Annotated in this window: 11 protein-coding genes; all 11 read left to right on the top strand. The window is 68.2% G+C overall.

Features of this window, described 5'->3' with window-relative positions; genetic code table 11:
• Positions 1-182 precede the first annotated feature (182 nt).
• The 11 genes from ftsZ (at position 183) to AC1RS9_RS12570 (ending at position 13,183) form a co-directional block, all read left to right on the top strand.
• The gene (gene ftsZ / locus AC1RS9_RS12620) at positions 183-1,505 is read left to right on the top strand and encodes a cell division protein FtsZ (RefSeq protein WP_492921728.1); all 1,323 of its coding nucleotides are present in this window, start codon (positions 183-185) and stop codon (positions 1,503-1,505) included.
• Between the two features lie 15 nt (positions 1,506-1,520).
• Positions 1,521-2,264 (top strand): peptidoglycan editing factor PgeF, encoded by a 744-nt coding sequence (gene pgeF / locus AC1RS9_RS12615; protein ID WP_474903842.1) that lies wholly within the window; start codon positions 1,521-1,523, stop codon positions 2,262-2,264.
• On the top strand, positions 2,261-3,040 hold the full coding sequence (locus AC1RS9_RS12610; protein ID WP_492921726.1) for a YggS family pyridoxal phosphate-dependent enzyme: 780 nt from the start codon (positions 2,261-2,263) through the stop codon (positions 3,038-3,040). Before pgeF ends, AC1RS9_RS12610 begins: the two co-directional genes overlap by 4 nt.
• Positions 3,041-3,113: 73 nt before the next feature.
• A complete protein-coding gene (locus AC1RS9_RS12605) occupies positions 3,114-3,614 on the top strand; it encodes a cell division protein SepF (RefSeq protein ID WP_006946575.1) in 501 nt (166 codons plus the stop codon).
• Between the two features lie 101 nt (positions 3,615-3,715).
• Positions 3,716-3,994 carry a YggT family protein gene (locus tag AC1RS9_RS12600; RefSeq protein WP_006946604.1) on the top strand — a complete coding sequence of 93 codons (279 nt, stop codon included), beginning with the start codon at positions 3,716-3,718 and terminating at the stop codon, positions 3,992-3,994.
• 93 nt (positions 3,995-4,087) lie between these two features.
• Positions 4,088-5,215, top strand: coding sequence for a DivIVA domain-containing protein (locus tag AC1RS9_RS12595; RefSeq protein WP_492921723.1), 1,128 nt, complete (start codon positions 4,088-4,090; stop codon positions 5,213-5,215).
• A 213-nt stretch (positions 5,216-5,428) separates the two neighbouring features.
• A complete protein-coding gene (locus AC1RS9_RS12590; RefSeq protein ID WP_040014933.1) occupies positions 5,429-5,845 on the top strand; it encodes a TraR/DksA family transcriptional regulator in 417 nt (138 codons plus the stop codon).
• Entirely contained in the window at positions 5,809-6,420 is a 612-nt protein-coding gene (gene lspA, locus AC1RS9_RS12585) for a signal peptidase II (RefSeq protein ID WP_492921721.1), read from the top strand. Before AC1RS9_RS12590 ends, lspA begins: the two co-directional genes overlap by 37 nt.
• On the top strand, positions 6,417-7,346 hold the full coding sequence (locus AC1RS9_RS12580; protein ID WP_006946614.1) for an RluA family pseudouridine synthase: 930 nt from the start codon (positions 6,417-6,419) through the stop codon (positions 7,344-7,346). Before lspA ends, AC1RS9_RS12580 begins: the two co-directional genes overlap by 4 nt.
• A gap of 102 nt (positions 7,347-7,448) precedes the next feature.
• Positions 7,449-10,997: a DNA polymerase III subunit alpha gene (gene dnaE / locus AC1RS9_RS12575; protein WP_492921718.1), complete on the top strand. Its 3,549-nt coding sequence runs from the start codon at positions 7,449-7,451 to the stop codon at positions 10,995-10,997.
• A 29-nt stretch (positions 10,998-11,026) separates the two neighbouring features.
• Positions 11,027-13,183 carry a S9 family peptidase gene (locus AC1RS9_RS12570; protein ID WP_492921716.1) on the top strand — a complete coding sequence of 719 codons (2,157 nt, stop codon included), beginning with the start codon at positions 11,027-11,029 and terminating at the stop codon, positions 13,181-13,183.
• The last annotated feature ends 13 nt before the right edge of the window (positions 13,184-13,196 follow it).

Raw genomic sequence — 13,196 nt, 5'->3', positions numbered from 1 at the left:
CGGGGGTCTTCCGTTGCCTCGGGGGTCCCGGGTCGCCGAGGGGGTGCGGTGGTGCTCGGGTCGGCGGGCCACGTGCCTGACGGGGTCACGTTCGAGTTGACGTCGAGATGTTCGCGTCCGGGCATCCGGTCGCGTAGCATCGGCTCTGCATACTCGCACCCGCTTTCGAAAGGCCTCTTCTCGTGGCAACTCCCCAGAACTACCTGGCCGTCATCAAGGTCGTCGGTATCGGCGGCGGTGGCGTCAACGCCATCAACCGGATGATCGAGGTCGGCCTCAAGGGTGTGGAGTTCATCGCGATCAACACCGACGCCCAGGCCCTGCTCATGAGTGACGCCGACGTCAAGCTCGACGTGGGCCGTGAGCTGACGCGCGGTCTCGGTGCCGGCGCCGACCCCGAGGTCGGTCGTCAGGCGGCGGAGGATCACGCCGAGGAGATCGAAGAGGTCCTCAAGGGCGCCGACATGGTGTTCGTCACCGCCGGTGAGGGTGGTGGCACGGGCACGGGTGGTGCGCCCGTCGTCGCGAAGATCGCCCGCGGCCTCGGTGCTCTGACGATCGGTGTCGTGACCCGCCCGTTCACCTTCGAGGGCCGTCGTCGCGCGAACCAGGCCGAGCTCGGCATCTCCGCGCTGCGCGAAGAGGTCGACACGCTCATCGTCATCCCGAACGACCGGCTGCTGTCGATCAGCGACCGCGCGGTCTCGATGCTCGACGCCTTCCGCTCGGCCGACCAGGTGCTCCTGTCCGGTGTCCAGGGCATCACCGACCTCATCACGACCCCAGGTCTGATCAACCTCGACTTCGCCGACGTCAAGTCCGTCATGCAGGGTGCCGGCTCGGCGCTCATGGGCATCGGTTCGGCCCGTGGCGAGGACCGCGCGGTGCAGGCCGCCGAACTCGCTATCTCGAGCCCGCTGCTCGAGGCGAGCATCGACGGCGCCCACGGCGTCCTGCTGTCGGTCCAGGGCGGTTCCGACCTCGGTCTGTTCGAGATCAACGAGGCCGCTCGCCTCGTGCAAGAGGCGGCGCACCCCGAGGCCAACATCATCTTCGGTGCCGTCATCGACGACGCCCTGGGCGACGAGGTGCGCGTCACCGTCATCGCCGCCGGTTTTGACGGTGGTGCGCCGCAGAAGCGCAACGACGAGCGTCCTGCTCAGCAGGGTGGCGCTCAGCAGCGTCCCGCGCAGCAGCAGACGTCCGCGCAGATGCCGTCCAAGCAGGCGCAGCAGCCCTACCAGCCGCAGGCTGCCGCACCGACGACGATCAAGCCCGTCACCGTTCCCGGGACGACCGCCGGCCCGACGCGCGTCTCCGCGCCGCCGGCCCGCGTCCAGCCGGGTCAGGGTGAGCAGCAGCACGCCCAGGACGCTCAGCAGGGCCAGGCACAGCAAGGGCAGTCGCAGCAGGGCGGTCAGCAGGCTCCCGAGGTCGTGCGTCCGCCCAAGGAGGTCACGTTCGAGGATCGTGACGACCTGGACGTCCCCGACTTCCTCAAGTGATCTGGAGCCCGGTCGATGTTCTTCTGGCACGACCGGCGTGAGTCGCCGAGCGGCTCGCTCGAACGGTGCTTCACCGATTCCCTCGACGGGGTCAGTGAGGCGCCGTTCTCGGCGTTGAACCTCGGGCTGCACGTCGGTGACGACGAGCGTGCGGTGCGCGCGAACAGGGAGCGGGTCTCCGCGCAGCTGGGTGGCGTCCCTATCGCCTGGATGGATCAGGTCCACGGCGCGAGCGTCGCGGAGGTCACCCTCGCCGACGTCGCCTCCGGTCAGGCCGGACCGAGCGCTGACGCGATGGTCAGCCGTGACAGCGGCCTCGCGCTCGGCGTCATGGTGGCAGACTGCACGCCGGTTCTCCTGAGTGATGACGCGGCCGGCGTCATCGGCGTCGCGCACGCCGGGCGCCCCGGCATGCTCGCGGGCGTCGTGCCGGCGGCGCTCGAGGCGATGCGCCACCTCGGAGCGCGCGACATCAGCGCAGTGCTGGGCCCGTCGATCTGCGGGCGCTGCTACGAGGTGCCGCGCGAGATGCATGACGCCGCGCGTCAGGCCCACCCGGCCAGCGCCGCCATCACGAGGACGGGCACGCCGGCGATCGACGTCGCGGCGGGCGTCGCGTCGCAGCTCGTGGACGCCGGTGTCCCGCTCGAATGGGTGCCGGGATGCACGCGTGAGGAGCCTCGCCTGTACTCGTATCGTCGTGACGGCGCGACAGGCCGCTTCGCCGGGCTCATCGTCCGCAAGGCGGCGGTGTCGTGATGCAGCCTCCGACGCCGTCACGCACCGCCGATTCCGACCCCAGTCGCCGTGGTCTCGACGCCTCGCCCGCGCGTCGCGCCGAGTTGCAGGCCAACCTGGAGCGCGTGCGCGACCGCATCGCCGCCGCCACGAGCGCGGCCGGACGTGACGACGCCCCGACGCTCGTCGTCGTCACGAAGTTCTTCCCCGTCACCGACCTCGTCGCGCTCGCCGACCTCGGGGTGGGCGACGTGGGGGAGAACCGCGAGCAGGAGCTCGTCGAGAAGGTCGATGCGCTGCGCGCCGAGCGTCCGGATCTCATCGCCTCACCGCGTCGGCACTTCATCGGCCAGATCCAGAGCAAGAAGGCGCGCCGCATCGCGCGGCACGCGGACGTCGTGCAGTCGCTCGACCGGCTCAAGCTCGTCCCGCTGCTCGACGCCGGCGCCGCGGATCGCGAGAACCCCCTCGACATCTTCGTGCAGGTCGCTCTCGAGCGTGACGGTTCGGGGCGCGGTGGCGCGCAGGAGACCGAGCTGCACGAGGTGGCCGCGGCGGTCGAGCAGGCGCCGCACCTACGGTTGTGCGGGCTCATGGCGGTCGCGCCGCTCGGAGAGGAGCCGGCCGCCGCGTTCTCGCGTCTCGCGCAGGTCCGTCAAGGTTTCCTCGCAAACTTCCCGCAGGCCACGTCGTTGTCGGCGGGGATGTCGGGCGATCTCGAGGACGCGGTGAAGATCGGCGCGACACACCTGCGTGTCGGAAGCGCAATACTCGGTTCGCGTCCGCTCGCCGGGTAACTTCGAGCCTGACACCGACGAGCTATGTGGTGCCCTTTCCGCGAGGGGCCAGGCGGACACAGGAGCAGGAAGAATGAGCGCACTGCGCAAGACGATGGAATACCTCGGACTGTCCGACGTGGACACGCACGCGCCGCGCGCGAGCGAGCAGTACGTCGAGGAGTACGAGGTCGCCTACGACGACGAGCGTCACGACGACTATGACGCGTACGAGCGTCGCGCCCCTGCCGAGGTCACGCCGCTGCGCCCCGAGGTGACCCACCACGACTTTTCCGACACGGAGGCCTCGACCATGAGTCGCATCACGACCATCCACCCTCGGACGTACAACGAGGCCAAGGAGATCGGTGAGGCCTTCCGCGACAACGTCCCCGTCATCATGAACCTGTCCGACATGGACGACACGGACGCCAAGCGTCTCGTCGACTTCGCCGCCGGTCTCGTCTTCGGTCTGCACGGCTCCATCGAGCGCGTGACGAGCAAGGTCTTCCTCCTCTCGCCCGAGAACGTCGAGGTCTCCACGAGCGGGCCCGAGGTCGCCAAGGCGACGCGCGGGCTGTTCAACCAGAGCTGAATCGTCGCCTCGCGCTCGGGCCGCGGCCGCCGTTGTCCCCTGGATGACGGCGGCCGCGCCCATGCGTGGGAGAATGGCGTCATGGTGATGAAGGAGACTCGATGAACGGCGTCAGAACGGCGCTCGCGACCGTGCTCGACGTGTTCTTCGTCGTGCTCATCGCGCGCCTCGTCTTCGACTGGATCCAGGTGTTCGCGCGGCAGTGGACGCCGCGTGGCGTCGTGCTCGTCGTCGCGGAGGCGGTCTACACCGTCACCGACCCGCCGATCAAGGCGGTGCGCCGCGTCGTTCCGCCCCTGCGCCTCGGCGGCGTCGGCATCGACCTGGCGTTCTTGATCGTGGCGCTGGCTGTGCAAGTCGCGGCTAATCTCCTAAGGTGAAGTTGGGAAATTTTTGAGCGTGCCCGCATCGGCGTGCACGAAACGGATTTGCCGAGGCCCCGCCTCGGCTTCGAGCGTTACTGAGGTGAATACATGGCGCTGACGCCGGAAGACGTCGTCAAGAAGGAGTTCTCGAAGCCGAAGGGGTTCGGGCGCAACGGATATGACGAGATTCAGGTCGACGACTTCCTCGACGAGATCGTCGTCGAGCTGCGCCGGCTGAACGCCGAGAACGACTCGCTGAGCGACAAGCTCGACGACTGCCGCCGCAGCCACGGCGGAGACGGCGACGCGACGATGGCGGGCCAGTCGAAGACGACGGCCGTCCCGGCCCTCACGCCGGTGAACAACGCTGCGGCTCCAGCCGCGAGTGGCTCGAGCGACGAGGACAAGGCGGAGATCGCGCGCCTCAAGAAGGAACTGGAAACGTCGCGCACCGAACTCGACAAGGCGCGTGCCCCCAAGGCGAACGAGGCTGCCGACGCAGGTCAGGACGCGGCGAGCGCCGACCTCACGAGCGCCCGTCGCGACCTCCAGACAGCCCGCGAGGAGGCCAAGAACGCGCAGGCGAAGCTGGCCGAGGCCGACGCGCGCATCACGCAGCTGGAGAACGAGCTGAAGCAGGCCCGTGAGGCCGCCTCGGCGACGTCGACGCAGCCGGCCGCGAACGAGACCAACGCCGGCACCGACGCGGCGGGCGTCATCGCCCTCGCACAGCGTCTGCACGACCAGCACGTGCGTGACGGCGAGACCGAGCGTGATCGTCTCGTCGGCGAAGCCACCGCGCACCGCGACAAGGTGGTCACGGAGGCGAACGCGAAGAGCGAGAAGTTGCTGTCGAGCGCCAAGCAGCGCCACGACGAACTGCTGACGACAGGCCAGTCGACCTACGACGACCTCGTCAAGCGCGGCCAGAGCGAGCACGACGACCTCGTCAAGAAGGCTCAGGCCAAGCACGACGAACTCGTCTCGAGCGGGCAGAGCCAGCACGACAAGCTCGTGCGCACGGGTACCGAGAAGTCGGCCGCGCTCGTGACCGAGGCCGAGCAGCGTCGCACGAGCATCCTGTCCGACCTCGAGACGCGACGCACGGCGCTGCAAGCCGAGATCGAGCGGCTCAAGGGCTTCGAGACCGACTACCGCTCGAACCTCAAGGGTTACCTGAGCGAGCAGCTGCGCAAGCTCGACGAGAAGCAGCAGACGCCCGACACCAAAGCGTGATGACCGCGGCCTCATGGCCGTCACCAAGCGGGCTCGTGCACGATCTGTCGTCCACGAGCCCGCTTCGTGCGTCCCTTTGCTGGTCCTACTAGCGGGTACGTAAAACTTCATCTGTTGTTCGCCTCGACCCGCCTGATGTGGCCTATCCTCTGCGTAATATCCGCATCATCGTGCGCGCCGAGCGGGCGCCGCTGGGAGACTGGAGTGACCACCATGGCGACACAGAAGACCGCCGCGAGCGACCTGGCCGTCGGCGGCGCCGAGGAGCCGTGGGGCGACGCCGAACTCGCCGAGGTGCGGGCCGAGCTCGAGGCCGACGTGGCCCGCGTGCGCGCCGAGCTCGACGAACTCGCCACGGACTTCGAGGGGCTGCTGCGCAACCCGGGCGACGGGGCGGGCGACGACCAGGCCGACGTCGGCAACGCGAACTTCGAGCGCGAGCACGAGATCTCGTTGGCCCGCAAGTCCGCGGAGGTGCTGCGTCAGAGCGAACGCGCCCTCGGGCGGATGGACGACGGCACGTACGGCGTATGCGAATCGTGCGGCGGCCCGATCGGCAAACTTCGACTCCAGGCCTTCCCTCGTGCGACCCTATGCATGACATGCAAGAAGAAGCAGGAGCGCCGCTGAACTCGGGCGCCACACCCACCGTCCCCCCGTCCCGCGTCTCGGGGCGCCCTCTCGCGCTCGTCGCCGTGGCGGCGCTCGGCGTCATCGCGGCCGACCAGGCCAGCAAGCAATGGGCGCAGGACGCCCTGAGTGACGGCCGCCCGCGTGATCTGCTCGGCTCGTTCCTGCGGCTGCGGTTGACGTACAACCCCGGCGCCGCGTTCAGCCTCGGCACGAATTCGACGCTCTTCATCACCGCGATCGCGGTGGTCGTGGTCGTCGTGCTCGCCGTGACCGCGCGCAAGCTGCGTAGCCTCCCGTGGGCCCTCGCCTTCGGGCTGATCATCGGAGGAGCCGTTGGCAATCTGATCGACAGGTTCTTTCGTGAGCCGGGTGGGGGGCGTGGCCACGTCGTGGACTTTTTCGAGCTGCCGCACTGGCCGATCTTCAACCTGGCCGATTCGGCGATCTGCGTCGCCGCGGCCCTCGTCGTGTTGCTGACCTTCCGCGGCATCGGTCTCGACGGAACGCGCGAGGGCGCCCACGACGGCGCAGATGATGGCGCGTCGCCCACCACCGAGGAGGCTCAGCGATGAGCGAGGTCAAGTCGTTGTTCGTCCCCGAAGGGCTCGAGGGGGAGCGCGTCGACGCGGCCATCGCCCGCCTGCTGGGTTTCTCCCGCACCCGCGCCGCCGAACTCGCGGCCGAGGGCGCCGTCAGCGTCGACGGCAAGCGGGTCGCGAAGTCCGAGCGCGTGAGCGCCGGCGCGTGGCTCGAGGTCGCGATGCCGGAGCGTACCGGGCCGCGTGAGGCGACGCCCCGCGTCGAACCCGTGCCCGGCATGAACATCGTGCACGACGACACCGAGATCGTCGTCGTCGACAAGCCGGCCGGCGTCGCCGCGCACCCGAGCGTCGGCTGGGACGGCCCGGATGTCGTCGGCGGCCTCGCCGCTGCGGGGTACCGCATCTCCACCTCGGGCGCACCGGAGCGTCAGGGCATCGTGCAGCGCCTCGACGTCGGCACGAGCGGTCTCATGGTCGTCGCCAAGAGCGAGCGTGCGTACACCCTGCTCAAGCAGGCATTCCGTGACCGCACGGTCGACAAGACGTATCACGCGCTCGTGCAGGGCCTGCCCGACCCGATCGAGGGCACGATCGACGCGCCGATCGGGCGCCATCCCAACCACGACTACAAGTTCGCCGTCATGGATTCCGGCCGCGCGTCGGTAACGCACTACGAACTGCTCGAGGCGTTCCGGTCGGCGTCGCTGCTCGAGATCCATCTCGAGACGGGGCGCACCCACCAGATCCGTGTCCACGTCTCAGCGATGCATCATCCGTGCGTCGGCGACCCGCTGTACGGCTCCGACCCGACGCTCGCGAAGAAGCTCGGGCTGGAGCGTCAGTGGCTGCACGCCGTCGAGCTCGGATTCGACCACCCCGGTAGCGGCGAACGTGTGACGTTCACCTCGCCGTACCCGGCCGACCTGCAGCGCGCGCTCGATCGCATCAGCGCCTGACGCGGAATTCCGCGACGTTCCGCCCGGCTCCCCGCTCGCCCCGGGAGCCGGGCGTCGCGCATCCGGCGGGGTTGTCGGTGGCCGGTCGTAGACTTCTGGGCGATGTCCAGTCAGTCGAAGAGCTTCGTCCATCTGCACAACCACACCGAGTACTCGATGCTCGACGGTGCAGCCCGTATCGATGACATGTTCGCGCGTGCGCAGGAGTTCGGCATGCCCGCGATCGCGACCACCGACCACGGGTACCTGTTCGGTGCCTACGAGTTCTGGTCGAAGTCGCGCAAGTATGACGTGAAGCCGATCATCGGCCTCGAGGCGTACATGACGCCGGGCACGCACCGCACCGACAAGACGCGCACGACGTGGGGCGAGCGCGGCCAGGAGGCCGACGACGTCTCCAACCGGGGTCTCTACACGCACATGACGCTGCTCGCGAAGAACAACGAGGGCATGCACAACCTCTTCCGCATGGGCTCGCAGGCCTCGCTCGACCAGGTGTACTCGAAGTATCCGCGACTCGACCGAGAGCTGCTCAACGCGTACGGCACGGGCATCATCGGCACGACGGGGTGCCCATCGGGGGAGATCCAGACGCGCCTTCGTCTGGGGCAGTACGACAAGGCGCGCGAGGCCGCGGCGGAGTTCCGCGACATCTTCGGTGACGGCAACTTCTACTGCGAGCTGATGGAGCACGACCTCGACGTCGACATCGAGCGGCGCGTGCGCAGTGACCTGCTCAAGCTGGCGAAGGACCTCAACCTGCCGCTGCTCGCGACGAACGACCTGCATTACACGAACAAGGAGGACGCGGTCCACCACGATGCGCTGCTGTGCATCAACTCGGGTTCGCGCCTGACCGACCCCAACCGCTTCAAGTTCGGCAGCCACGAGTTCTACCTCAAGTCGGCCGACGAGATGCGCCACCTCTTCCGCGACCACCCGGACGCGTGCGACAACAGCCTGCTCATCGCCGAGCAGTGCGAGGTGTCCTTCACCGAGGGCGAAGGGCGCTACATGCCGCGCTTCCCCTGCCCCGAGGGTGAGGACGAGACGTCCTGGTTCATCAAGGAGGTCGAGACGGGGCTGCGCCGTCGCTTCCCCGAGGGTGTGCCGGACTACGCCGTGAAGCAGGCGAAGTACGAGCAGGACGTCATCATCGGCAAGGGCTACCCGGGCTACTTCCTCGTCGTCGCCGACTTCATCAACTGGGCGAAGCGCAACGGCATCCGCGTCGGGCCGGGGCGTGGTTCGGGTGCCGGTTCGATGTGCGCGTACGCGATGGGCATCACCGACCTCGACCCCGTCCCGCATGGTCTGATCTTCGAGCGCTTCCTCAACCCCGAACGTCAGTCGATGCCCGACTTCGACGTCGACTTCGACGAGCGTCGGCGCTCGGAGGTCATCCGGTACGTCGTCGACAAGTACGGCGAGGATCGCGTGTCGTACATCGTCACGTACGGCACGATCAAGGCGAAGCAGGCCGTCAAGGACGCCTCGCGCGTCATGGACTTCCCGTTCGCCGTCGGCGAGCAGATGACGAAGGCGATGCCGGCCGACGTCATGGGCAAGGGCGTGCCGCTGGCGAAGATGTACGACGAGAGCCACCCGCGCTACGCCGAGGGCGGCGAGTTCCGTGAGCTCATCGCCTCCGACCCGACGTTCAAGAACATCTTCGACGCGGGCGTCGGCCTCGAGGGGCTGAAACGTCAGTGGGGCGTGCACGCGGCCGGCGTCATCATGTCGAGCGAACCGCTCATCGACATCATCCCGATCATGCGTCGCCTGCAGGACGGCGCCGTCATCACGCAGTTCGACTACCCGAGCTGCGAGACGCTCGGCCTCGTCAAGATGGACTTCCTCGGTCTGCGCAACCTGACGATCCTCGACGACGCGCTCAAGAACATCCAGGCCAACCGTGACGAGGACATCGACCTCGACGCGCTGAGCAAGGACATGACGGACGCGAAGACGTACGACCTGCTCGCCCGAGGTGACACGCTCGGCGTGTTCCAGCTCGACGGCGGCGGCATGCGCCAGCTACTGCGTCTCATGCAGCCCGACAACTTCGAGGACATCTCCGCCGCTCTCGCGCTGTACCGTCCCGGCCCGATGGGCGCCAACGCGCACACCAACTTCGCGCTGCGCAAGAACGGCAAGCAGCAGATCGACTACATCCACCCCGAGCTGACCGAGGCGCTCGAGCCGATCCTCAACATGACGTACGGCCTGATCATCTATCAGGAGCAGGTCATGGAGATCGCGCAGAAGCTCGCCGGGTACACACTCGGCAACGCCGACCTGCTGCGGCGCGCGATGGGCAAGAAAAAGAAGGAGGTGCTCGACGCCGAGTACGTCAACTTCGAGAAGGGCATGCTCGACAACGGCTTCTCGAAGGAGTCGGTGCAGACGCTGTGGAGCATCCTGCTGCCGTTCTCCGACTACGCGTTCAACAAGGCGCACACCGCGGCGTACGGGCTCGTGTCGTACTGGACGGGCTATCTCAAGGCGAACTACCCGGCCGAGTACATGGCGGCGCTCCTCACCTCGGTGCGTGACGACAAGGACAAGTCGGCGCTGTACCTCAACGAGTGCCGCCACATGGGCATCAAGGTGCTGCCGCCCGACGTCAACGAGTCGATCGGCAACTTCGCGGCCGTCGGCGAGGACATCCGTTTCGGGCTCGAGGCGATCCGCAACGTCGGTTCCAACGTCGTCGCGGCGATCATCGCGGCGCGTGAGGAGAAGGGCCGCTTCACCTCGTTCGAGGACTTCCTGCGCAAGTGCCCCGCGACGGTGCTCAACAAGCGCACGGTCGAGTCACTCGTCAAGGCGGGCGCGTTCGACGACCTCGGCCACCAGCGTCAGGGGCTCGTGCAGATCCATGAGTCGTACGTCGATGCGCTCATCGACGAGAAGCGCAAGGAGGAGCACGGGCAGGATTCGCTGTTCGCCGGTTTCGGTGACGACGCGCCGGGCATCGAGTTCGCCGCGCTACCGCAGATTCCGCCGATCGAGTGGGACAAGCAGACGAAGCTCGCGTTCGAGCGCGAGATGCTCGGCCTGTACGTCTCCGACCACCCGCTGTTCGGCATCGAGGCGGCGCTCGCGCAGTTCTCCGACACGTCGGTCGCGCGTCTGCTCGCCGAGGACGCGCTGCCAGACGGCGCGACGGTGACGATCGCCGGGCTCATCACGGGCCTGCAGATCAAGCGCACGAAGAAGGGCGATCTGTGGGCCATCGCGACCGTCGAGGACATGGACGGCGCGATCGAGTGCCTGTTCTTCCCCTCGACGTACGCGACGGTTTCGACGATGCTGAGCCAGGACGTCGTGTGCGCCGTCAAGGGGCGCGTCAACCGTCGTGACGAGTCGGTCGCGCTCAACGCGATGGAGCTGACGCTGCCCGAGCTGACGGACGGCCCACGCGGCCCGGTGCTGCTGCACCTGCCGTACGCGCGGGCGACGCAGGGGTTGGCCGAGCGGCTCAAGGAGGTGCTGGGGGAGCACCCCGGCATCACCGAGGTGCACCTCAAGCTCTCGCGGCCGGGGCGCACCCTCACCGTCAAGCTCGACGACAGCCTGCGCGTCAACGCGACGCCCGCGCTGTTCGGTGACCTCAAGGCCCTCCTGGGCCCCTCGTGCCTCGGCTGACGCACGACGATCGTTCGGAAGGAACACCCATGACCGACACCACGGCGACTCAGCCGAACCCGCCGACGCCGCCGATCGCCCGTCGCGTGCCGGTGGAGCGCATCCACCACGGGGACGTCTTCGTCGACGACTACGAGTGGCTGCGCGACAAGAGCAACCCCGACGTCATCGCGCATCTGAACGCGGAGAACGCCTACACCGACGCCGTGCTCGCCGCGCAGGAGCCGCTGCGCGAGCGTCTCTTCGACGAGATCAAGTCGCGCACGAAGGAGACCGATCTGTCGATCCCGGTGCGCGACAAGGACTGGTGGTACTACACGCGCACCCTCGAGGGAAAGCAGTACGGCATCAGCTGCCGCGCACCGTACCGTGACGGTGAAGCCCGTCCGACGCCGCGGCCGGGGGAGGCGCTCGCGGGGGAGCAGGTGCTGCTCGACGGCAACGTCGAGGCTGAGGGCAAGGAGTTCTACTCGGTCGGCGCACTCGCGCTGACGCCCGACCAGAACCGGCTCGCCGCGCTCATGGACTTCGCGGGCGACGAGCGCTACGCCGTCACGGTGCGCGACATCGCAACGGGCGAGACGATCGAGGAGAGCGTCACCGACGTCGGGTACGGCCTCGTGTGGTCGGCTGCGGGGGGTGCGTACTTCTACACGCGCGTCGACGAGTCGTGGCGCCCGCACCAGGTGTGGCGTCACGTCGTCGGCACCGACCCGAGCGAGGACGTGCTGCTCTACCAGGAGGACGACGCGGCCTACTGGCTCGGCATCGGCGGCACGCATGACGATCGGTGGCTCATCCTGTCGATGGGGTCGAAGAACACCTCCGAGTTCCACCTCATGGATCTGCACGACGAGGCCGCCGGCTGGCGCGTCGTCCAGCCGCGCACCGAAGGGCTCGACTACGACATCGAGATCGACGGGGACCGGCTCTACATCGTGCACAACCGTGACCGCGTCGACTTCGACGTGGCCGTGGCGCCGCTCGCCGACCCCGGCGTCGACAACTGGCAGCCGTTGCTCGTGGGCGCCGATGGCGAGCGCATCCTCGGGGTCTCCGCCTACCGCGACTTCATGCTCGTCGGGCTGCGCGCCGGCGGCCTGCCGACCGTGCGGCTTCTGCCCAAGGAGGGCGACGGTTTCGGGGCGGCGCGCGAGCTGCCGTTCGCGGGAGAGCTCACCGTCGTCGGTGTCGGGGCGAACCCGACGTACGAGGCGACGACGCTCATGGTCGCAAAAGAGTCGTTCATCGAGCCGCGCGCCATCTACGACTGGGACACGACGACGGACGAGGTGACGCTGCTCAAGCGTCGCGAGGTGCTGGGCGGCCACGACCCGGCCGACTACCAGCAGCACCGTCTGTGGGTGACGGCTCCCGACGGCGCCCAGGTGCCGGTCTCGCTCGTGGCGCACCGCGACGTCACGCCCGACGGGACGAACCCCGTGCTGCTGTATGGGTACGGCTCGTACGAGTCGTCGATCGACCCGTATTTCTCCGTCCTGCGGCTCAGCCTGCTGCAGCGCGGCGTCGTGTTCGCCATCGCGCACGTGCGCGGTGGCGGTGAGATGGGCCGATCCTGGTATCTCGACGGGCGGCTCGAGCACAAGAAGAACACGTTCACCGACTTCGTCGCGGCGGGGCGTCACCTCGTCGAGACGGGGTGGGCGGCCCCCGATCGCCTTGCGGCCGAGGGGGGTTCGGCCGGTGGCCTCCTCATCGGCGCGGCGCTCAACGAGTCGCCTGAGCTGTTCTGCGCCGTGCACGCGCAGGTGCCGTTCGTCGACGCTCTGACGACGACGCTCGACCCGTCCCTGCCGCTGACGCAGGGGGAGTGGGAGGAATGGGGCAACCCGCTCGCCGACCCGGACGTGTACGCGTACATGAAGAGTTACACGCCGTACGAGAACGTCCGCGACGTCGACTACCCGTCGGTGCTCGCGACGACGAGCCTCAACGACACGCGCGTGTTCTACGTCGAACCCGCGAAGTGGGTGCAGATGCTGCGCCGCACCGTCACGAGTGACCAGAACGAGCGACCGATTCTGCTCAAGACCGAGATGGTCGCGGGCCACGGCGGCGTCAGCGGGCGGTACGAGGCGTGGAAGGAAGCGGCGTTCGAGACCGCGTGGATTCTCGACCGTCTCGACGCGTCCGAGATCGTGCACCCGGCGTCCGCCAACGTCTGACTCACGCCCTGAG

It is taken from the genome of Dermacoccus sp. MPR-E5 (genome assembly GCF_058809565.1).
Note: the sequence above shows the minus strand (reverse complement) of the source record. Positions and strands in the feature narration are given on the sequence as shown.

Coding starts and splice junctions, on each gene's coding strand:
- pgeF (WP_474903842.1), top strand. CDS start 1,521: ATGTTCTTCTGGCACGACCGGCGTGAGTCGCCGAGCGGCTCGCTCGAA.
- AC1RS9_RS12605 (WP_006946575.1), top strand. CDS start 3,114: ATGAGCGCACTGCGCAAGACGATGGAATACCTCGGACTGTCCGACGTG.
- AC1RS9_RS12600 (WP_006946604.1), top strand. CDS start 3,716: ATGAACGGCGTCAGAACGGCGCTCGCGACCGTGCTCGACGTGTTCTTC.
- AC1RS9_RS12595 (WP_492921723.1), top strand. CDS start 4,088: ATGGCGCTGACGCCGGAAGACGTCGTCAAGAAGGAGTTCTCGAAGCCG.
- AC1RS9_RS12590 (WP_040014933.1), top strand. CDS start 5,429: ATGGCGACACAGAAGACCGCCGCGAGCGACCTGGCCGTCGGCGGCGCC.
- lspA (WP_492921721.1), top strand. CDS start 5,809: ATGCATGACATGCAAGAAGAAGCAGGAGCGCCGCTGAACTCGGGCGCC.
- AC1RS9_RS12580 (WP_006946614.1), top strand. CDS start 6,417: ATGAGCGAGGTCAAGTCGTTGTTCGTCCCCGAAGGGCTCGAGGGGGAG.
- dnaE (WP_492921718.1), top strand. CDS start 7,449: ATGTCCAGTCAGTCGAAGAGCTTCGTCCATCTGCACAACCACACCGAG.
- AC1RS9_RS12570 (WP_492921716.1), top strand. CDS start 11,027: ATGACCGACACCACGGCGACTCAGCCGAACCCGCCGACGCCGCCGATC.